Raw genomic sequence first — 18,722 nt, forward strand, 5'->3', positions numbered from 1 at the left:
GCCGTCGACGCACGGGCGCGGAAAGGCCGGTGGCGGCCCGGGGCGGCTGGAACTCGGCACAGCCGCGGCACGGCCACAGCCCGGTCTCCGGCTCCGAGGACGGCTATGGCTGTGGGCTCAGCACAGCACCGTGAGGTCGCCGGGCCGCACCCTGGCCGTGACGGGCAGGGTGGCCTCGACCTCTCCGTCGGTGCCGTAGGGGACGGGCCGGTCGGCCTCGATGCGGATCTCCCGGCCGCGCAGCACCCGCACCTCGGGCCGGTCGACATGGGCTCCGGTCGCCAGTTCGTTCATGAGGGCGAAGAACAGCCGGCGCGGTGCCTCGCGGATCATCACGATGTCCAGCAGTCCGTCGTCCACCCGGGCGCCGGGGGCGATGGCCCGGCCGGAGCCGTAGTAGGCGGAGTTGGCGGCCACCACGGTGTAACCGCGGTGGGCGTGCTCCCGTCCGTCCACGGTGACGCGGTAGGTGGCCGGGCGCCAGGTGGCCACCGCGCGCAGTGCGCCGGCGTAGTAGGAGGCCGCGCCGCGCAGCAGCCGCGCGCTGTTGGCGTGGCGGTTGGCGAGCGCGTCGACGCCCGCGTACACGCTGCCCAGCACCACGGTGCCCCGGTGCACGGCCGACTCCACCTCGATGGTGTCGACGGGCCGCGGAGTGCTGTCCAGCAGGATCCGGGCCAGCGCGGCGGGGTCGGCGGGCAGGCCGAGGGCGCGGGCGAAGTCGTTGCCGCGGCCCGCGGGGACCAGGCCGAGCACGGTGCCGGTTCCGCTGAGGGCGCCGCCGACGCACCCGGCGATGCCGTCGCCGCCCACCGCGAGCACCACCCGGCCGCGCTCGCCGGCCCGGCGGGCCAGGTCCTGGGCGTGGGCCAGGCCGCGGCTGTACTCGGCCTCCAGTTGCGCCCCGGCCTCCCGCAGCAGCCGGCCCACGCGCAGCAGCGCCGCCGCCCCGGTGGAGCCGCCCGCGGTGGGGTTGACGACGGCCGTGAACTGTCGCATCGGTGAGCCTCCGGACGGTGAGGGTGGTGCGGGGCGGCGGGCCGGGCGGTTCGCCGCCCGGTCAGTCGACGGGCAGCAGGATCCCGGGGTTCAGCAGCCCCTCGGGGTCCAGTCGGCGCTTGACCGCCCGGAGGGCCGCGACGCCGAGCGGGCCCGCCTCCCTGACGTACCAGTCGCGGTGGTCGGTGCCCACACCGTGGTGGTGGCTGATCGTCCCGCCGGCCGCGAGCACGGCCTCGTTGGCGGCGCGCTTGGCGGGTGCCCAGTGTGCGACGGGGTCGGCGCCCTGGGCGCTGACCACCGTGAAGTACAGACAGGCGCCGTTCTCGTACACGTGCGAGATGTGGCACATCACCAGCGGTGGTGTGCCCGCCTCGGTGAGGGTGTCGGTGAGCGCCCCGCGGACCGCCGCGTACAGCCGCGGGATCCGGGACCAGAAGGCGGCGGTCTCCAGCGTTTCGGCCAACGCGCCCGCGTCCAGCAGGGAGTCCCGCAGATACGGGGCCGCGTAGCGGCCTGCGGCCCAGCGTTCGCCGGGGCCCGCGCCCAGATGGGTGCCGCCGCACGCGCTCAGCACGGCCGCCGCCCCGGCCCGCCGGTGTGCCGTCTCCTCCTCGGTGCCCTCGTAGCCGGCGATCGCCAGGCAGCCGGTGCCGGTCGCGGCGGCGGAGCCGATGGCGGCGGGCTCGGCGAGTCCGATCAGGGTCTCGGTCTCGTCGGACAGGCGCAGCACCGTGGGCCGTGGCCCGTCCTGGGCGAGCCGGCGCAGCGCGGCGGCGCCCTCCTCGAACGAGGCGAAGCGCCAGCCCTCGTAGCGGCGTGTCTCGGGGGCGGGGCGGACGCGTACGGTGACGGCGGTGATGACGCCGAAGGCTCCCTCGGAGCCGAGGATCAGCTGGCGCAGGTCGGGGCCGGCCGCCGAGCGCGGGGCGCGGCCGATGTCGAGGGTGCCCTCGGGGGTGGCGACGGTGAGGCCGAGGACCATGTCGTCGAACCGGCCGTGTCCGGCGGATGCCTGGCCGCTGGAGCGGGCCGCGGCGAACCCGCCGATGGTGGCCCACTCGTAGGACTGCGGGAAGTGGCCGAGGGTGAAGCCGTGTTCGGCGAGCAGCGCCTCGGCGTGCGGGGCGCGCAGGCCGGGTTGCAGGGTGGCGGTGCGGGAGACCGGGTCGAGGTCGAGCAGGCCGGTCATGCGGCGCAGGTCGAGTGCGACGAAGGGGCGGCGCCGCTCGGGCGCGAGGCCGCCCACGACGGAGGTGCCGCCGCCGAACGGGACCGCGGCGAGGCCGTGCCGGGCGCACGCGCGCAGCACGGCCAGCACCTCGTCGTGGGTCGCGGGCAGGACGACGGCCGCCGGTACGTCGGTGGTGTCCCCGGCCCGGATGCGCAGCAGGTCGGGGGTGGACTTGCCGCGGGTGTGCCGGATACGGCCGTCCGCGTCGGTGCGTACCCACTCGGCGCCGCCGACGGCGTCCGCCAGGGCCCCGAGCGCGTCGGCGTCGAGCGGGGAGTCGGGGACGCGGAGGTCGTCGAGGGTGAGCGTGCCGGTGCCGCGCGGGCGCACGCCGAGCAGTTCGCCGAGCAGTGCGGTCACCGTGTCGGGCAGCGGTGCCGCCTCGGCCGGGTCGCCCCAGCCGCTCCACAGCATGTCCATGAACGGTCGTCCCTCGTCGGTCGGTTCGCGCGGGGCGCGGTGCGCGAGACGGTCGGCCCGCGAAGCGGTCGGTCCGTGGGGCGCCGTCTCCCGCCTCACCCCCAGGGCGTTACACTGTGACACATGACGCCTATTCGTCACAACCAGTCGGACGGCGATCGAGTCCTGGACGCGGTGCGCGACTGCGTCCTGGCGGTCGGGGTCCGGCGCACCACCCTGACCGACGTGGCCCGCCGCGCCGGCGTCTCACGGATGACGCTGTACCGGCGCTGGCCCGATGTCCGGTCCCTGGTGGGCGATCTGATGACCCGTGAGTGGATCGGCGTGGCCACCGCGGCCATGCCCGAGCGGCGGCCGGGTCTCGACGCGCGGGCACTGATCGTGGACGGACTCGTCACGGGCGTCGGGGCGTTCCGCGCCCACCCGCTCTTCCGCAAGATCGTCGACGTCGATCCGGAACTGCTCCTGCCCTATGTGCTCGACCGCCGCGGAGCGAGCCAGGAGGCGCTGCTCGACCTGCTGGCCGACGCCCTGCGCGAGGGACACGCCGACGGCTCGGTGCGCCCCGGCCCCGTCCAACGGCAGGCCCGGTCACTGCTGTTGATCGTCCAGTCCTTCACGCTGTCCCTGCGGACCATGACCGACGAGGACGACGCCGACCTGACCCCCGCGGCGTTCCTCGGCGAACTGCGCCTCATCCTGGAGAGGACCCTCGCGCCATGAGCCCCGCCCGCCCCACCGCCGAGGCCGCCGCACCCCGCCCCGGATCGTCGCTCCGCGCCGCCCGCCGCGCCCGTGAACTGGCCGCGGCGGCCGGCGGCGGCACGGCCGACGTGCTGGTCGTCGGACTCGGCGCGACCGGGGCCGGTGCGGCCCTGGACGCCGCGGCCCGCGGGCTGGACGTCGTCGCCGTCGACGCCCACGACCTCGCCTTCGGCACCTCGCGCTGGAGTTCCAAGCTCATCCACGGCGGGCTGCGCTATCTGGCCTCCGCACAGGTCGGCGTCGCCCACGAGAGCGCGGTCGAGCGCGGGGTGCTGATGGAGCGCACCGCCCCCCACCTCGTGGGCGCCCAGCCCTTCGTGCTCCCGCTGACCCCGCTGGTGACCGGCCCTCAGGTGTCCCTCGCGTGGGCCGGTGTCCGCGCCGGGGACACCCTGCGCCTGCTGGCCCGCACCTCCCGGGCCACGCTGCCCGCGCCCCGCCGGCTGTCCGCCGTCGAGGCCCGGCGGATGGCGCCGGCGGTGCGGGCCGACGGGCTGCGCGGCGGCCTGCTCTCCTGGGACGGCCGGGTCACCGACGACGCCCGTCTGGTCACGGCGCTGGCCCGGACCGCCGCCGCACGCGGCGCGAAGGTCCTGACCCGGGTCAGGGCGCTGGAGCTGACCCGGACGGGCGCCCGCGTCCGCGACGAACTCACCGGCGAGGAGGGCGAGATCCGCGCCCGCGCGGTGATCAACGCCTCCGGGGTGTGGGCGGGCTCCCTGGTGGACGGCATCCGGATACGCCCCTCGCGGGGCACCCATCTGGTGCTGCGCGCGGACCGGCTCGGACCGCTCCCGGCGGGCCTGCACGTCCCCGTGCCCGGTGAGACGAACCGCTTCGTCCTCGTACTGCCGCAGGGTGACGGGCGGGTCTACGTCGGTCTCACCGACGAGCCGGTCGAGGGCGGCGTCCCCGACGTACCGGAGGTCCCCGAGACGGACATCGGCTTTCTGCTGGACGTGCTCGGCTCCGTGCTGGACGCGCCCGTCCGGCGCGGCGACGTCGTCGGCGCCTTCGCGGGGCTGCGCCCCCTGCTGGACACCACGCGGCGCGGCGCGGCGATCCGGACGTCGGACATCTCGCGCAGGCACGCGGTACTGACCTCCGCGCAGGGTGTGATCACGGTGGTGGGCGGCAAGCTCACGACGTACCGGCGGATGGCCGAGGACGCGGTCGACGCCGCCGTCAGCGTCCACCGGCTCTCCGCGGGGCCCTCCCCCACCGCGTCGCTGCCGCTCGTCGGCGCGGCGCCGCCCGGCCGGCTCGCTCTGCTGCCCGCACCGGCCCGCCTGGTCCGGCGGTACGGCACCGAGGCGCCCGCCGTGCACGCGCTCGCCGCGCACGATCCGCGGCTGGCCGAACCCGTGCTGCCGGGACAGCCCGTCACCCACGCCGAACTGCTGTGGGCGGCACGGCACGAGGGCGCGCTCGACGCGGCGGACCTGCTGGACCGGCGCACCCGGATCGGGCTCGTACCCGAGGACCGGGCCGCCGCGCTCGGGGCGGCCCGCGCGGCACTCGACCGGGCGGCGGCCGCACCCGCCTGACCCGCCGGGCGGGCCCCGGGATCAGGAGCGGGGCAGGTCGTCGATGGTGCGCCGCCGGGCGGGGCGGGTGGCGCCGAAGCCGGTCTCGTGGTCCCAGACGTGGCCGCACGAGGGGCACTGCAGATGCAGCACGCTGCCGCTGTTGGCGAGCAGATAACGCCAGTGCTCGGCGCAGGTGCGCCGCTCGGCGCACCGCGCGCAGCCGTCGCCGTCGGCGCAGTGCGGGCAGGCGACCCAGGCCCGGCGGCCGATGTCGGCCTGCGGATCAAGCGGCAGCACGGCCACCCCCGCGCGGCGGCAGCACTCCGGCCGCGACCAGGTCGTCGTACACGCGCCGCTGCTCCTCGTCGAGGCCGGAGTACAGCAGGTCGTACGCCGCCTCCTCGCCGTGCAGCGCCTCCACCGGGTCCCAGTGCGGGCCGATGGCCTCAAGGACCTGGGCCCGCCGGTGCGCCTCGTGCGCGGTGAGGTCGATGGCGAAGTCGACCGGCCGCCCGGCGGCGGGATCGCCGGGGTCGCCGGGATCAGTGGGATGGGTGGGGTCATAGGCGGACATGCGGTCGAACTTAGGTTTGCCTTCCTCGCCAGGGCAAGAGCGCGTGGGCGACATCACAGCCCGCACAGGGGTCCGGGCCGGGGCCGCCGGGTGGCACGTTTCGGGCTGCCGGGATCTCGTCGCGCGCCGGGCCCTTCGCCCTCGCGGAGGGTAGTCCCGGCTTCAACATTCACGGGGGTGATGATAGGAGGGCAGCGGACGATCACCCGCACAGCGGCACGGGACGAAGGAGCACAGGTGACCCAGACGGCAGCGGCGGCGGACAGCGAACGGCGCGTCTACGTCGACAAGCAGAGCCCGGGCGCGTACCGCGCGCTGACCGCCACGGCCGAGGCGGTGCGCGCCGCGGCGGACGAGGCGGGCCTCGACCGCGCTCTGGTCGAACTCCTCAACGTCCGGGTGTCCCAGCTCAACGCCTGCGCCTACTGCCTCAGCCTGCACACCCGGGCGGCCCTGCGGGCCGGCGAGACGACGCAGCGCCTCGGCGTCCTGCCCGCCTGGCGCGACACGGAGCTGTTCTCCCCGCGGGAGCGGGCGGCGCTCGCCCTGGCCGAGGCCACCACGCACCCCGCGGACGCCGAAGCGCAGACCACCGCCTACGCGCAGGCGCGGGCCGTGCTGTCGGACGCCGAGGTCTCCGCGGTGATCTGGGTGGCGATCACCATGAACGCCTTCAACCGGGTCTCGGTCATGAGCAAGCACCCGGTGCGCGGCGCGGCCCCCCTCGGTACGGCGTGACCGCCGCCGCCCCGCGCCGCCCGGCGGCGCGGGGCGGGGGTGGGCCGGTCAGGCGCCGAGCGCCGCGAGGACCACCGTCTGGGCCTCCTCCTGGACCTGGCGGAGGTGGTCGGGACCGCGGAAGGACTCGGCGTAGATCTTGTAGACGTCCTCGGTGCCGGACGGGCGGGCCGCGAACCAGGCGTGCTCGGTGGTCACCTTGATGCCGCCGACGGCGGCGCCGTTGCCCGGGGCCTCGGTGAGCACACCGGTGACGGGTTCCCCGGCCAGCGTCCGCGCGGTCACCTGGGCCGGGGAGAGCCGTGCGAGCAGGGCCTTCTCCTGTCGGGAGGCGGGCGCGTCGATGCGGGCGTACGCGGGCTCGCCGAAGCGCTCGGTGAGCCGGGCGTAGTGCTCCGAGGGGGTGCGGCCGGTGACGGCGGTGATCTCGGAGGCGAGGAGGGCGAGAAGGATGCCGTCCTTGTCCGTCGTCCACACCGAACCGTCCCGGCGCAGGAAGGACGCGCCGGCCGACTCCTCGCCGCCGAAGCCGAGCGTCCCGCCCAGCAGTCCGTCCACGAACCACTTGAACCCGACCGGGACCTCGACCAGCCGGCGGCCGAGGTCGGCGGCGACCCGGTCGATCATCGAGGACGACACCAGCGTCTTGCCGATCCCGGTGTCCGCGGGCCACGCGTCACGGTGGCCGTAGAGGTAGGAGACGGCGACGGCGAGGTAGTGGTTGGGGTTCATCAGACCGGCGTCCGGCGTGACGATGCCGTGCCGGTCGGCGTCGGCGTCGTTGCCGGTGGCGATGGTGAAGCGGTCCCGCCGCTCGATGAGCGAGGCCATCGCGTACGGCGACGAGCAGTCCATCCGGATCCGGCCGTCCCAGTCCAGCGTCATGAACCGCCAGGTGGGGTCGGTGTGCGGGTTGACCACCGTCAGGTCGAGCCGGTGTTCCTCGGCGATGCGGCCCCAGTAGGCGACGGACGCCCCGCCCAGCGGGTCGGCGCCGATCCGTACCCGGGCCGCCCGGATCGCGTCCAGGTCCAGCACGCTCGGCAGATCGGCGACGTAACGGCCGAGGAAGTCGTACCGACCGGTGCCGGCCGCGGCGAGCGCCCGGGCGTAGGGGATGCGGCGTACGTCCTTGAGGCCGCCGGTGATGATCTCGTTGGCGCGGTCCTGGATCCAGGAGGTCGCGTCCGAGGCCGCCGGGCCGCCGCTCGGCGGGTTGTACTTGAAGCCGCCGTCGGCGGGCGGGTTGTGCGACGGGGTGACCACCACCCCGTCCGCGAGGCCGTCGGCGCGGCCCCTGTTGTGGGTGAGGATCGCGTGCGAGACGGCCGGCGTCGGGGTGTACCCGTCCGCGCCGTCGATCAGCACCGTGACGTCGTTGGCGGCGAACACCTCCAGCGCGGTGACCTTCGCGGGCTCCGACAGCGCATGGGTGTCGGCGCCGAGGAACAGGGGACCTGACACGCCCTGACCGGCGCGGTACTCGCAGATCGCCTGGCTGGTGGCGGCGATGTGGTCCTCGTTGAACGCGCTCGCCAGGGACGACCCGCGGTGTCCCGAGGTGCCGAACGCCACCCGCTGGGCCGGCTCGGCCGGGTCGGGGTGCAGCGCGTAGTACGCCGTGACCAGCCGGGCCACGTCGACCAGGTCCTCGGGGCGGGCCGGCGTGCCCGCTCGTTCGTGCGGCATGGGTCCGTTCCTCCGGGTCGTAGATCCATCGCTCGGCGTCCCATCATTCCCCGCTGCGGCCCCGCTTCGCGAGGGGGGCCCGGCGCCGGCGGCTGACCGGGTCCCGTCGGCGGCTCACCGCCCGTCGGGGCGGCCGCCCCCGCCGTCCCGGGCGGGCGGGGAGCGCTCGGCGCCGGGCCCCGCCGGCGGTCCTGGCGACGTCCGGCCCGCGTTCCGGGCGGAGGAGGTGAAGCGGCGGCCGACGGCATCGCCCGTGGTGAGGTACTCCAGCACCTCGACCAGTTCCTGGCATGCCTGTTCCACGGACCTGCGGGTGTTGCGCTGCTCGGTGATGACCGCCGACAGCAGCAGCGCGGTCAGGGCCACCGTCCCGTTGAACGCGTGCAGTTTCAGCAGCACCTCGACCGGCGTGAGCCCCTTGAACGAACCGACGTAGTCCGTCGCCGCGACGGTGACCAGGACGGACATGAACAGCGCGCACAGCGTGCTGCCGGCCACCCGGAAGCGCAGCGCCGACCAGATCAGCAGCGGGTAGACCAGGAAGAGCAGGCCCATGGCGCTGTACACGGCGAGCGGTACGACGCAGCAGACGGCGAGCGCCAGGGCCAGGGCCTCCTTCCAGCGGCGCAGTCGCGGCGGCCATCGCGTCTGGTACGGCAGCAGCAGCACCGGCGTGACGAGCAGGACGCCCATCGCGTCACCCACCCACCACGCCAGACACACCCGCCAGTAGCCCGGCGCGGCGAGCCTGTCGGTCAGAAGAAGCATCGAGGAGCCGACGACCGCGCTGACGAGCATGGCGAGCAGCGCCGCCAGGAACACCAGCGCGAGGCCGTCGCGCAGCCGGCTCAGGTCGGTCCGGAAGCCGACGCGACGCAGCATCAGCAGGGCGCACACCGGCGCGATCGTGTTGCCCGCGACCGTGCCGATCAGGTCGGGGCCCGGCGCGTTGACGGCCAGGACGGCCAGCAGGGCGCCGACCGTGATGCCGGGCCAGCAGCGCAGCCCGCAGACCAGCAGGGAGGCCATGGCGACGCCGGTCGGCGGCCAGATCGGCATGACCACGACGTTCTCGACGACGACCTGGCGCAGCAGTCCGAGCCGGGCGCCGGCGTAGTAGCAGACGGCGACCGCCAGCGCCGGGACGACCTGGGGACGCAGCTCCTGGGTACCCACCACAGCAGCCATGAGACACCGAGGCCGCGCGCTCGGCGAGGCGAGCGCGCTCCCTGCGGGGCATCTGCCGGTCCTCGTCTGCGGCGGCGTCGTGGTTGAGCGCGGCTCCCCTGCGGGGCATCTGCCGGTCCTCGTCCGCGGCGCCATCGTGGTTGAGCGCGGCTCCCCTCGTCTGCGGCGCCGTCGGGGCTGGGCGCGCAGTTCCTCGCGCCCCTTTCGGGGCTCCCCTCGGCCCTCGTCTGCGGCGCCATCGTGGTTGAGCGCGCAGTTCCCCGCGCCCCTTTCGGGGCTCCCCTCGGTCCTCGTCTGCGGGGCCGTCGTGGTTGAGCGCGTAGTTCCTCGCGGTCCTTTCGGGGCACCGTCGGTGACGGGGGTGTCGAGGCGGACGGGGGTGTCAGGGTGGTGGCGGTGGCTGCTGGGCTTGCGGTGGCGCGTCGTGGCCGACGACGAGGACGGCCGCGTCGTCCTCGTGTCCGACCCGTTCGGCGCCCTTGAGCACCGCACCGGCGAGCGCGTCGGCCCCCAGCCCCGCGACGACGGCCGTGCCGGCGAGACGGACGACCTGGTCGAGCCCTTCCTCCACGGTCATGGCGGGCCCTTCCACCACCCCGTCCGTGAGCAGCACGAACACCCCGCCCTCGGCGAGCCGGCTCCGGGCCACCGGATACTGTGCCCCGGCGCCGACGCCGAGCGGCGGTCCGCCCTCGTCCTCGGCCAGCCCGGACCGCCCGTCCGCCGTGGCCCAGACGAAGGGGAGGTGTCCGGCCCGGGCGCTCTCCAGGACGCCGGTGGACGGGTCGAGCCGCAGGAAGGTGCACGTGGCGAACAGCTCGCTGCCCAGCGACAGCAGCAGGTCGTTCGTCCGGCCGAGCAGTTCCCCCGGGTCGCCGGTGACGGTGGCGAGCGCCCGCAGCCCCGCCCGTACCTGCCCCATGAAGGCCGCCGCCTCGATGTTGTGGCCCTGGACATCGCCGATGGACAGTCCGATCCGGCCGTCGGGCAGCACGAAGGCGTCGTACCAGTCGCCGCCCACGTTGAGGCCGTGACAGGCGGGCGAGTAGCGCACGGCCAGCCGGATGCCGGGGGCGGTGGGCAGGTCCCGTGGGAGCATGCCGCGCTGCAGGGCGATGGCCAGTTCGACGTGGGAGCGCTGCAGCTCCGCGCACTCGCGCGCCTGAGCGGTGAGCGAGCGGAGTCTGGCCAACAGCTCGTCGCCGTCGTCCGTTACGGGCTTGCGGGGCATCGATCACTCCGGCCAGGCCGTCCTTACCGGGACGAATTCCTCGATTTTAGCCCGATCGGATCACCGTCACCCCGGATGGGGACCGCTCACCCCCGGCGATACGACCCGTGCGCCGGCGTACGGGCCACGCGCTGGGAGGTACGGCCGCGCGCCGGGCGGGGTCCGAGCACGCCGGGTGCCGTCGTGGGGCGCCGGGCCCGCCGTCAGCGGTCCCGGGCCGTGAGGCCCGTCAGGCCGGTTTCCCTCATGATGCGGTCGACGGTCGCGGCGAGATGGCTGTCGGCGCCGACGACGGTCTCGGCGGCGCCGGGCAGCAGATCCAGCGGCCGGTACCACTCGCGCAGCTGGTCCTCGCCGACCTCCTCGGCGATCGGCTTGGTGGCGTGCCGGACCAGGGTCTCGGCGAACGGCACCTGGAGGTAGTAGCCGTGGGTCGGGCCGCGGTGGTCGGCGCGCAGCCGGGCGAGCATGTCGCCGTAGCGGTCCGCGTAGAGGATGCCCTCCACCACCACGTGGTATCCGGCGTCCAGGGCGTAGCGCGCGGTGAGGTCGATCAGGCCGATGTTCGCCGCGCCCGGCAGATCGCGCTCGCGCAGCACGACGCGGCGCAGATTGTCCTGTGCGACCAGGGCGAGACCGCGGCCGAACCGGTTCCGTAGACCGGCCGCGACGGAGGACTTGCCCGAGGCGCTGTTGCCGCGCAGCACGATCAGCCGGGTTTCCGCGGTGCCAACTTTCACAGGGGCACGCTACCGCCGCGCGGCCCGCGCACGGCCCGGCGAGCAGGAGCGGCGGCCGGGGTCGTGGGCGGTGGACCGGGGCGCCGGCGCCGTGCCCGACCGCGGTCCGAAGCGCCCGGCCATCGGCCGGTCGCCGGCGCGGCGCACAGAGGGCATAGAGAGATCGACGGACACCGGACCGGAAGGGGCATGCCGATGAAGTTGCACACCCGTCAGTGGGGCGACGGCGACCGGGTCGCCGTACTCGTCCACGGGATCATGGCGGACCACAGGACATGGCGTCGTGTCGGACCGGCGCTGGCCGACCGGGGCTACCGGGTGGTCGCGGTCGACCTGCGGGGGCACGGCGCGAGCGAGCGGGGAGAGTACAGCGCCGACAACTGGGCCGGCGATCTCGTCGACACCCTCCCGGCCGCCCCCGAGCTGGCGATCGGGCACTCCCTGGGTGCGATGGCGCTGGCCGGCGCCGTCGAGCGGCTTGCCCCGGCCCGGGCCGTGTACTGCGACCCGGCCTGGGAGATGAGACCGGAGGCCGGCGCGGGGGCGGCACGGTTCGCGGCCTTCAAGGACGCCACCCGGGACATGATCGCCGGCCTCAATCCGCGCTGGGAGCAGGCCGACGTGGACGTGGAACTGGCCACGCTCGCGGCCTGGGACCCGAGGACCGCGCGCGCGATCGCCGACGTGTACGCGGTCAGCCGTACGCCGGTCCGCGCGGTGGTGCCCTCGCTGGTGCTTGCGGCCGATCCGAGCACGCTCGTGACCGCCGAGTTGCAGGGGCGGCTGACGCGAAGCGGCTTCGAGGTACGCACCGTCGGCGGCGCAGGACACACCCTCCACCGGGACGACTTCGACGGTTTCATGACCGCGCTGACCGGCTGGATCTGAACGACACGCCGCCCCATACGCCTGTCGTGCACGACGCCCCGGTCCTCGGCCTCCCCCGCGCGGGCGACGGCACGCCGTAGGTCTCCCCCGCCACCGGGACCGGGGCGGGGGGATCGTCCGTGGCGGCTGGGCGGTCCGCTGTGGTTCGTACACTGATCGCGGTTTCCCCGGCGGGAGGAGGTGTCCACGGATGGGACACGGCACGCGGCGGCAGCCGGTCGGGCTGTTCGTCGGCCTGTGCACCCTGGACGTCGTCCAGCTGGTGGACCATGTGCCCGGGCCCGACGAGAAGCTGACGGCCCATGACCAGACGGTGGCCGCCGGGGGCCCCGCAGCCAACGCCGCCGCCGTCTTCGCCCATCTGGGCGGCCGGGCACGGCTCCTCACCGGACTCGGCCGCCATCCGCTGGCCCGCACCGCTGCGGCCGACCTCGCGGCGCTCGGCGTGGCCGTCGACGACCTGGCGGCCGACACGACCGAGCCGCCCGCCGTCTCGTCGGTCCTGGTGACCGCCGCGAGCGGGCGGCGGGCCGTCGCCTCCACGAACGCCGGCCGGCACCGGCTCGCCGCGCCGGACGGCCTCGACGCCCTGGTGGCCGACTGCGACATCGTGGAACTCGACGGTCACCACATGGAGTTGGCGATCGCCACGGCCCGTGCGGCGCGGGCCGCGGGGCGTCCCACCGTGCTGGACGGCGGCAGTTGGAAGGAGGGCACACAGACCCTGCTGTCCTTGATCGACGTGGCCGTCTGCTCGGCCGACTTCCGTCCGCCGGGCACCCGGACACCCGCCCAGACACTCGCGTACCTGCACGCTCGGGGGGTGACCTGGGCGGCGGTCAGCGCGGGTGCGGACCCCCTCGTCTGGTCGGGCCCCGACGGGCAGGGCGTGGTCGAGGTGCCGCCGACCGCGGTGGCGGACACCCTCGGCGCGGGGGACTTCCTGCACGGCGCGTTCGCCTACCACTGGGCGCCCGCCCGTGGCGGCGGCGCCGCGGGCGGACGGGACCGTGCCGATCGCTTCGCCGTGGCGCTCGCCCGGGCGGCGGAGGTGGCGTCGCGGTCGTGCGCGTCGTTCGGCACCCGCTCCTGGATGCTCGGAAGGTGACGGCACCGACGAGGAGCACGGGTAAGCCCGCCAGGTCCTTGGCGCGGGCGCCGGATCAGGGCAGCAGGGTGTCGAAGGCGACGTCCAGACGGCGTGGGCCGCGCAGCAGCGCGTTCTGCCGGTAGGGCGGCGGGTCCTCGACGAGGCGGGGGTTGTCCAGCCGGCGGGCCAGCTCGGACAGCGCGATCTGGGTCTCCAGGCGGGCCAGCGGCGCGCCGAAGCAGATGTGGACGCCGCTGCCGAAGCCGAGGTGCTGGATGTCCTCGCGGTCCGGGTCGAACCGGTCGGGGTCGGGAAAGCGCTCCGGGTCGCGGTTGCCGGCGGCGAGGACGAGCCAGATGCGCGAGCCCTTCGGGATGGTCACCCCGCGCACGTCGATGTCCGTGATGCAGGTGCGCTGCGTCACCAGGTGCACGGGAGGCTCGTAGCGCAGCAGTTCCTCGACGATCCTGACGGACAGGTCCGGGTCGGCGCGCAGCCGGTGCAGGTACTCGGGGTGCCGCAGCAGGGTGAGCATGCCGTTGGTGATCAGGTTCACCGTCGTCTCGTGGCCCGCGATGAGCAGCAGCACGGAGGTGCTGAGCACTTCCATCATCGTCATCGCGCCGTCCGGGCCGTGCCGGGTCACCAGGTCGGACAGCATGTCGTCGCGGGGCTCCTTGGCGCGCTGCTCGACCAGCCCCGCCAGATACATGCCGAGCTGCATGCGCGCCTCCTGGGCGACGCGCCGCTCGTCGTCGCTCTCGTGCGAGCGGACCGCCGGGTCCAGGCTCGCCACGATCGGGTCGACCCAGGCGCGAAAACGCGGTTCGTCCTCGCGTGGTACGCCGAGCAGCCGGCAGATCACGGTCACCGGGAACGGGTAGGCGAACTGGTCGACCAGATCGATCTGCCGGGCGTCACCGAAGCCGTCGATCAGGCCGGTGACGATCCGGACGAGTTCGCCGCGCAGCAGGTCGAGGCGGCGCGGCCGGTGCGGCGGCCCGAAGGAGCTGTTGGCGATGCGCCGCAGCCGGTCGTGCTCGGGCGGGTCGAGCCGGATGAAGCTCGGCGGCAGTCCCGTCGCCTCCGGGCCGCCCGGTTCGGCGTCGCCGATCGCCGCGAGGTTGGTGGCGTCGGAGCTGACGCGCGGGTCGTGCAGCAGGCTTTCGATGTCCCAGTAGGAGCTGATGACGTAGGGGCCGCCCTCCTCCTCGTGCAGGACGGGGGTCTTGCGCAGTTCCGCGTACAGCGGGTAGGGGTCGGCGCGGTGGGCGTGGTCGGTGATCTGGCGCAGGAGCGAGGCGTGCGTCATGGCGGGTCCCTGAGAATGTGAGGCGGTCCGGGGGGACCGGGTGTCCGTCAGTGGCGGCTCGGGGTGAAGACCAGGCGGCGGTCCGCCGGTGAGTAGCCGGTGAGGGTGACGGACGGGCCGTGCGTCGGCAGCGACGGGTCGGGGAAGTCGGCAGGGAGGGGCCTGCGGCCCTCGGGGCGGCGGTCGACGGTCGGGAACTCCAGCGGGAACGGCGCGCCCGTCTCGATCATCCGCTGGTAGAACTCCAGCCAGCGGGTGTTGTCGAAGCTGACGGCGGCGATCACCCGGCCCTGGTAGCCGTAGACGCCGACGAACCGGCGTTCGGCGAGCGAACCCTGCGTGATCATGATCTCCTCGCCCATCGGCGGCACGCCGACCGACTTGATGTTCACGCCGAACTGCGCGGACCAGAAGGCCGGCACCCACAGGTGCGGCCGCCGGTCCGCGCCATGGCTGATCATGTTGTGGGCGGCGACCTCGGCCTGGGCGACGGCGTTGCCCCAGTGTTCCAGGGAGAGGAACTGGTAGCCGAACAGGGCGTGCGGGGAGCGGGCGACATCGCCCGCGACGTAGACGTCGTCGGTGACGATGCCCCGGAAGTCGAAGGCGCGGCAGCCCGCGTCGCAGGCGATGCCCCGCGGGCCCGCGCCGAGCCCCGATCCGGTGAGCCATTCGGTGTTGCGGATCGCGCCGAGCGAGACGATCACGACGTCCGTCTCGACGACGCTCCCGTCGGACAGGTGGGCGGCCCTCACCCGGCCCGCCGAGTCAGCCTCAAGGGCGGTGACCGTGACGCCGGTGCGCAGGTCCACGCCGTTGTCCCGGTGCAGGTCGGCGGCGACCGCGCCGATCACCCCGCCGAGCGCACCCACCAGGGGCCCGTCGGCCCGTTCCGCCACGGTGACCGCGATGCCCGCCTCGCGGCAGGCGGAGGCGACCTCCGAACCGGAGAATCCGGCGCCGATCACGAGGACCCGGCGCGGCCCGGCCCTCAGCCGCCGGTACAGGGCGGCGGCGTCGTCCCGGGTGCGCAGCAGGAAGACGCCGTCCAGCCGGGCCTCGTCCTCCTTGGGCCAGGGCCGGGCGCGTACGCCGGTGGCGATCAGCAGCCGGTCGTACTCGACCTCGTCCCCGTCCGCCAGCCGTACCCGTTTGCCCGCCAGGTCGAGTCCGGTCGCCGGTACGCCGAGCCGCCACTTCGCGTCGATGTCCCTGCGGCGCGGCAGTCCGGTGTGGTGCGCGGACGCCTTGCCGAGCAGCACCGCCTTGGACAGCGGCGGCCGGTCGTAGGGCTCGTACGGCTCGTCACCGATCATGGTGAGCGATCCGGCGAAGCCCTCGGCGCGCAGCGTCTCGGCGGCCCGCAGTCCCGCGAGCGAGGCGCCGACGACGACGATCCGGCCCTCGCCGCGCAGCCAGGCGATGTAGTCACCGGGCATCGCTCGCCTCCGGTGCGCCTGCGGCGGGCCGGCCGGCGGGGCCGTCGAGTCCTTCGGCGGTGATCGCCTGGACGGGGCAGGCGGCGACGGCGCGGGCGAGCCGTTCGCGCTGGTCCGCCTCGGGACGCGGGTTGTAGACGAGCGATTCCTCGCCGTGCATGGTGAAGACGTCCGGCGCGAGGAACGCGCACTGGGCGTATCCCTGGCACCTGTTGAGGTCGACCACAAGCCTCATGGCGCTCCGCCCTTCCGGTGGCCGGGTCCGTCGTGCGCCGCCCGCGGCGGACGGCGGTCGTCCCCCTCGGCCAGCATGGGAGCGGCGGTGCGGGCGCCGCGCGCCGGGGCCGACCGATCGGGTGACGGGCCGCGGCCACGGCACCGGTGCGCGGTCGGGTTCAGGTCGCCGCGGCCATGGAGGGCAGGGGACGGTTGGTGACGACGAGGATGTAGCCGCTGAGGACCAGCGACCAGGCCGGGAAGGCCAGTTCGGCCCAGGGCACGTTGGACGAGACGAAGAGCAGGACGAGGGTGGTGAGCAGGCCCAGCAGGACCAGCCAGCGCGGCAGCACGCCGCGCCGGTGGCCGAGCACCGACAGCGAGCAGGTGAAGACGGCGGCCATGCGCATCGCGTATCCGGTCATCAGGGTGTACGCGACATGGCTGCCGAAGGCCCACGTCGGCAGCGCCGATGCCGGACCTGCGACCCGCGCGACGTCGAGGACGCCGGCGGCGGCCGCCGCCGCCCCGAACAGGGTGGCGACGAAGAGCAGGCCGCTGCCGATGAAGACGGTGGCGAGGAACCGGTCCTCGGCCTCGCCCAGGTGGCTGCGGACGACGCCGGTGAACCAGAGGAAGAAGATGCCGGCGAACGGCACGAGCGCGAGCGCCGTGTGCACCGCGTTGTGCCCGGCCGAGTCGGCGAAGTCGGCGGCGGTGATCTCGTCGGCGCCTTCGGGGATGCCGATCCGGATGAGGACGATCGCCGCGGCGAGCAGCAGCGCGAAGACGACCCCGGCGAGCCCGGCGGCCCGTGGGGTCTGCAGTGCCCGCTCTCCCGACGCCGTTGTCTGCATGCGCGGCTCGCTTCCTGTGCGGCGGCTGATGCCACCAGCAAGCCGTCTTGTGCCGCTCGCCGCCACCGGAACACGCCCGAACGGCACACCCGGCGGTCCGCGCGGGGCATCCGCCGCCCGGCGGGGTCCCACGGTGCCGGGGCGGGCGGCGCCCCGGCGTGCGTCGTGGGCGTGCGGGTCAGTCCTCGGTCCAGCCGTGCTTCTTGGCGAACTGCAGGAACTCGCGCCGGATCTGCACGATCTGCTGGCCCGTCAGGGTCGGCGCCGTCTGCAGCAGGAGTTCCGTGATCTCGTTGGTGAACTCGACCGTCTGCAGCACGTCGCACAGCGGGTCGTCACCGACGGACCCCGACGCGGACCCGGCACGTGGCGTCGCGCCCGGTGCCAGCCTGATCGACGACGCCTTGGGGCCCCGCTCCCCCTCCTCGATCTCGAACTCGACCGCGAGTCCGGTACGGACCATGGACTCGGGGATCAAAAGGTCGTTCACATGCAGAAAGACGTCCTCGTCCCCGTGTTCCGGGGCGATGAACCCATATCCGCGAACGCTGTCGAACCTCACCACACGGCCTGCTGCCACACCAACCCCCAGACAACCCGGGCCACCTGCCCGAACGAATCAGCGGGCAACTCTAGCAGCTTGCCCCGCGCCCCTTCATCCGGGCGGCGGACGGGACGGGGGGCTTGTTGCATGATCTGTCCGCGGGAGAGACTTCTACAACAGTGTAGATTGTGGATGTCGCCGGTACGCCGTGCCGGTCGGCTCCGCCACCGGGAGGGCGTTTCTGATGTTCGGCTTGAGTGAACTGGCCGTGATCCTCATCGTCGTCATCGTGGTCCTGGGCATCAAGAAGCTGCCCGAACTGACGCGTTCGGCGGGCAAGGCGGCCCGGATCTTCAAGAGCGAGGCCAAGGCACTCAAGGAACAGGACGCGCACAGCGGCTCGCCCGCGGCCGGGGACGTGGTCAGCGGCACCGTGGTCGACCGGGACGGCTCGCCCCGCACCTGACGGTACGGACACCCGGCCGCCCGGCGGTGCGTCAGGCGCCGACGGCCCGGCCCGCCTTGGCCCAGTTGGTGTGGAGCTTGTCGAGGTAGGCCCGGGCCTGGCTGCCGGGCGGTGTGCCCCCGGCGAAGGCCAGCATGTTGCCGGCACCCGTGTTGTAGCCGAGGGCCAGCAGTTCGTCCCTGTCGTAGGCGGCGGGCCACTGGGCGGGGAGCCGGCCGCCCAGGTCGTGCAGGTACCATGCCTCGGCCTCTATGGCGAGGTCCCGGTCGTCGGGCAGTTCCTCCCAACGGCGGCCGGCGAAGTCCCGGCCCTTCTTGACCTCGTCGAAGGTGGCGCGGTGCATGTTGGCGATGCCGAAGGAGGCGTCGGGCTTGTACTTCTGCCAGGCCCGCTCCAGGCCGGGATCGTGCGGCTTGTACGACTCGTTGTAGAGGATCGCCATCAGCAGCTGGGCGCTGACGCCGGTGCGCCCGGCCCAGTCGCGGACCTGGCGGGCGTAGTCGGCGGGGTCGTAGGAGGACACGGCCGCCGCTGACGCGGTGGCCGAGGGCCTTCCGGTCGGTGCGGGCGAGGGGGAGGCGGACGACCCCGCGGGCGGCGGGCCGTCGCCCTGCGGGGTGTTGGCGGCGCGCACGATGACGTACACGGCGAGGGCGAAGACCAGCACGGGCAGCCAGCGCCAGCGTCTCGACGCCCTGGAATCGGACATGTCCGGTCCTCTCTCGCATCCCTCCCTCGACCAGAATCCTTCTACCCCACCGGGACTAAGACCCCCGTGAGGCCGCGCCCACCCACCGGGACCA

20 protein-coding genes are annotated in these 18,722 nt (G+C 74.4%); 6 read left to right on the top strand and 14 right to left on the bottom strand.

Going from position 1 to position 18,722, the window contains the following annotated elements; genetic code table 11:
• Positions 1–117 precede the first annotated feature (117 nt).
• A complete protein-coding gene (locus AC27LF_RS06925) occupies positions 118–999 on the bottom strand; it encodes a diacylglycerol/lipid kinase family protein (RefSeq protein WP_479663960.1) in 882 nt (293 codons plus the stop codon).
• Between the two features lie 61 nt (positions 1,000–1,060).
• Complete coding sequence (locus AC27LF_RS06930) at positions 1,061–2,653, bottom strand: FAD-binding oxidoreductase (protein WP_479663961.1); 1,593 nt, start codon at positions 2,651–2,653, stop codon at positions 1,061–1,063.
• Positions 2,654–2,776: 123 nt separating this feature from the next.
• Here AC27LF_RS06930 and AC27LF_RS06935 point away from each other — a divergent pair, with 123 nt between their 5' ends.
• Together AC27LF_RS06935 and AC27LF_RS06940 are read left to right on the top strand one after the other, a co-directional pair.
• Complete coding sequence (locus AC27LF_RS06935) at positions 2,777–3,376, top strand: TetR/AcrR family transcriptional regulator (protein WP_479663962.1); 600 nt, start codon at positions 2,777–2,779, stop codon at positions 3,374–3,376.
• Positions 3,373–4,965 carry a glycerol-3-phosphate dehydrogenase/oxidase gene (locus tag AC27LF_RS06940; RefSeq protein WP_479663963.1) on the top strand — a complete coding sequence of 531 codons (1,593 nt, stop codon included), beginning with the start codon at positions 3,373–3,375 and terminating at the stop codon, positions 4,963–4,965. Before AC27LF_RS06935 ends, AC27LF_RS06940 begins: the two co-directional genes overlap by 4 nt.
• A 21-nt stretch (positions 4,966–4,986) precedes the next feature.
• On the opposite strand, the gene AC27LF_RS06945 is transcribed toward AC27LF_RS06940, so the two are convergent.
• Both AC27LF_RS06945 and AC27LF_RS06950 read right to left on the bottom strand, forming a co-directional pair.
• Positions 4,987–5,244, bottom strand: a complete 258-nt coding sequence (locus AC27LF_RS06945) for a hypothetical protein (protein WP_479663964.1) — start codon at positions 5,242–5,244, stop codon at positions 4,987–4,989.
• The gene (locus AC27LF_RS06950; RefSeq protein ID WP_479663965.1) at positions 5,231–5,521 is read right to left on the bottom strand and encodes a DUF6400 family protein; all 291 of its coding nucleotides are present in this window, start codon (positions 5,519–5,521) and stop codon (positions 5,231–5,233) included. The genes AC27LF_RS06945 and AC27LF_RS06950 overlap by 14 nt, the downstream gene beginning before the upstream one ends.
• A gap of 237 nt (positions 5,522–5,758) precedes the next feature.
• Between AC27LF_RS06950 and AC27LF_RS06955 the strand changes: the two genes are divergently transcribed.
• Positions 5,759–6,259, top strand: coding sequence for a carboxymuconolactone decarboxylase family protein (locus AC27LF_RS06955; protein ID WP_479663966.1), 501 nt, complete (start codon positions 5,759–5,761; stop codon positions 6,257–6,259).
• A 48-nt stretch (positions 6,260–6,307) separates the two neighbouring features.
• Here AC27LF_RS06955 and pgm read toward each other — a convergent pair whose 3' ends face one another.
• The 4 genes from pgm to AC27LF_RS06975 all read right to left on the bottom strand — a co-directional run bounded on the left by pgm (position 6,308) and on the right by AC27LF_RS06975 (position 11,107).
• Positions 6,308–7,948, bottom strand: coding sequence for a phosphoglucomutase (alpha-D-glucose-1,6-bisphosphate-dependent) (gene pgm, locus AC27LF_RS06960; protein WP_479663967.1), 1,641 nt, complete (start codon positions 7,946–7,948; stop codon positions 6,308–6,310).
• A gap of 114 nt (positions 7,949–8,062) precedes the next feature.
• Positions 8,063–9,136, bottom strand: a complete 1,074-nt coding sequence (locus tag AC27LF_RS06965; RefSeq protein WP_479663968.1) for an MASE1 domain-containing protein — start codon at positions 9,134–9,136, stop codon at positions 8,063–8,065.
• A gap of 382 nt (positions 9,137–9,518) precedes the next feature.
• Complete coding sequence (locus AC27LF_RS06970) at positions 9,519–10,367, bottom strand: PP2C family protein-serine/threonine phosphatase (RefSeq protein WP_479663969.1); 849 nt, start codon at positions 10,365–10,367, stop codon at positions 9,519–9,521.
• A 203-nt stretch (positions 10,368–10,570) separates the two neighbouring features.
• Positions 10,571–11,107, bottom strand: a complete 537-nt coding sequence (locus AC27LF_RS06975) for a P-loop NTPase family protein (RefSeq protein ID WP_479663970.1) — start codon at positions 11,105–11,107, stop codon at positions 10,571–10,573.
• 195 nt (positions 11,108–11,302) lie between these two features.
• On the opposite strand from AC27LF_RS06975, the gene AC27LF_RS06980 reads away from it, so the two are divergent.
• Entirely contained in the window at positions 11,303–11,995 is a 693-nt protein-coding gene (locus AC27LF_RS06980) for an alpha/beta fold hydrolase (RefSeq protein WP_479663971.1), read from the top strand.
• Positions 11,996–12,185: 190 nt separating this feature from the next.
• Positions 12,186–13,103, top strand: coding sequence for a PfkB family carbohydrate kinase (locus AC27LF_RS06985; RefSeq protein ID WP_479663972.1), 918 nt, complete (start codon positions 12,186–12,188; stop codon positions 13,101–13,103).
• A 55-nt stretch (positions 13,104–13,158) separates the two neighbouring features.
• Here the strand turns inward: AC27LF_RS06985 and AC27LF_RS06990 are convergent, their stop codons facing one another.
• The 5 genes from AC27LF_RS06990 to AC27LF_RS07010 all read right to left on the bottom strand — a co-directional run bounded on the left by AC27LF_RS06990 (position 13,159) and on the right by AC27LF_RS07010 (position 17,474).
• Positions 13,159–14,397: a cytochrome P450 gene (locus AC27LF_RS06990; protein WP_479663973.1), complete on the bottom strand. Its 1,239-nt coding sequence runs from the start codon at positions 14,395–14,397 to the stop codon at positions 13,159–13,161.
• Positions 14,398–14,444: 47 nt separating this feature from the next.
• The gene (locus AC27LF_RS06995; RefSeq protein WP_479663974.1) at positions 14,445–15,836 is read right to left on the bottom strand and encodes an NAD(P)/FAD-dependent oxidoreductase; all 1,392 of its coding nucleotides are present in this window, start codon (positions 15,834–15,836) and stop codon (positions 14,445–14,447) included.
• Positions 15,826–16,071 carry a ferredoxin gene (locus AC27LF_RS07000; RefSeq protein ID WP_479663975.1) on the bottom strand — a complete coding sequence of 82 codons (246 nt, stop codon included), beginning with the start codon at positions 16,069–16,071 and terminating at the stop codon, positions 15,826–15,828. Before AC27LF_RS07000 ends, AC27LF_RS06995 begins: the two co-directional genes overlap by 11 nt.
• Before the next feature lie 160 nt (positions 16,072–16,231).
• Positions 16,232–16,909 (bottom strand): hypothetical protein, encoded by a 678-nt coding sequence (locus tag AC27LF_RS07005; protein ID WP_479663976.1) that lies wholly within the window; start codon positions 16,907–16,909, stop codon positions 16,232–16,234.
• A 178-nt stretch (positions 16,910–17,087) separates the two neighbouring features.
• The gene (locus AC27LF_RS07010) at positions 17,088–17,474 is read right to left on the bottom strand and encodes a cold-shock protein (RefSeq protein WP_479663977.1); all 387 of its coding nucleotides are present in this window, start codon (positions 17,472–17,474) and stop codon (positions 17,088–17,090) included.
• Positions 17,475–17,697: 223 nt separating this feature from the next.
• Between AC27LF_RS07010 and AC27LF_RS07015 the strand changes: the two genes are divergently transcribed.
• Entirely contained in the window at positions 17,698–17,919 is a 222-nt protein-coding gene (locus tag AC27LF_RS07015) for a twin-arginine translocase TatA/TatE family subunit (protein WP_479663978.1), read from the top strand.
• Positions 17,920–17,950: 31 nt separating this feature from the next.
• Here the strand turns inward: AC27LF_RS07015 and AC27LF_RS07020 are convergent, their stop codons facing one another.
• Positions 17,951–18,628, bottom strand: a complete 678-nt coding sequence (locus AC27LF_RS07020; RefSeq protein ID WP_479663979.1) for a lysozyme family protein — start codon at positions 18,626–18,628, stop codon at positions 17,951–17,953.
• Positions 18,629–18,722 lie beyond the last annotated feature (94 nt).

The sequence above is a fragment of the Streptomyces diversicolor genome, assembly GCF_057537855.1.

What these genes read in the sequence shown, in the direction of transcription:
- AC27LF_RS06980 (WP_479663971.1), top strand. Translation starts at nt 11,303, where the DNA reads ATGAAGTTGCACACCCGTCAGTGGGGCGACGGCGACCGGGTCGCCGTA.
- AC27LF_RS06965 (WP_479663968.1), bottom strand. Translation starts at nt 9,136, where the DNA reads ATGGCTGCTGTGGTGGGTACCCAGGAGCTGCGTCCCCAGGTCGTCCCG.
- AC27LF_RS06970 (WP_479663969.1), bottom strand. Translation starts at nt 10,367, where the DNA reads ATGCCCCGCAAGCCCGTAACGGACGACGGCGACGAGCTGTTGGCCAGA.
- AC27LF_RS06925 (WP_479663960.1), bottom strand. Translation starts at nt 999, where the DNA reads ATGCGACAGTTCACGGCCGTCGTCAACCCCACCGCGGGCGGCTCCACC.
- AC27LF_RS06990 (WP_479663973.1), bottom strand. Translation starts at nt 14,397, where the DNA reads ATGACGCACGCCTCGCTCCTGCGCCAGATCACCGACCACGCCCACCGC.
- AC27LF_RS07015 (WP_479663978.1), top strand. Translation starts at nt 17,698, where the DNA reads ATGTTCGGCTTGAGTGAACTGGCCGTGATCCTCATCGTCGTCATCGTG.
- AC27LF_RS06995 (WP_479663974.1), bottom strand. Translation starts at nt 15,836, where the DNA reads ATGCCCGGTGACTACATCGCCTGGCTGCGCGGCGAGGGCCGGATCGTC.
- AC27LF_RS06930 (WP_479663961.1), bottom strand. Translation starts at nt 2,653, where the DNA reads ATGGACATGCTGTGGAGCGGCTGGGGCGACCCGGCCGAGGCGGCACCG.
- AC27LF_RS06985 (WP_479663972.1), top strand. Translation starts at nt 12,186, where the DNA reads ATGGGACACGGCACGCGGCGGCAGCCGGTCGGGCTGTTCGTCGGCCTG.
- AC27LF_RS07020 (WP_479663979.1), bottom strand. Translation starts at nt 18,628, where the DNA reads ATGTCCGATTCCAGGGCGTCGAGACGCTGGCGCTGGCTGCCCGTGCTG.
- AC27LF_RS06950 (WP_479663965.1), bottom strand. Translation starts at nt 5,521, where the DNA reads ATGTCCGCCTATGACCCCACCCATCCCACTGATCCCGGCGACCCCGGC.
- AC27LF_RS07000 (WP_479663975.1), bottom strand. Translation starts at nt 16,071, where the DNA reads ATGAGGCTTGTGGTCGACCTCAACAGGTGCCAGGGATACGCCCAGTGC.
- AC27LF_RS06935 (WP_479663962.1), top strand. Translation starts at nt 2,777, where the DNA reads ATGACGCCTATTCGTCACAACCAGTCGGACGGCGATCGAGTCCTGGAC.
- AC27LF_RS06940 (WP_479663963.1), top strand. Translation starts at nt 3,373, where the DNA reads ATGAGCCCCGCCCGCCCCACCGCCGAGGCCGCCGCACCCCGCCCCGGA.
- pgm (WP_479663967.1), bottom strand. Translation starts at nt 7,948, where the DNA reads ATGCCGCACGAACGAGCGGGCACGCCGGCCCGCCCCGAGGACCTGGTC.
- AC27LF_RS07005 (WP_479663976.1), bottom strand. Translation starts at nt 16,909, where the DNA reads ATGCAGACAACGGCGTCGGGAGAGCGGGCACTGCAGACCCCACGGGCC.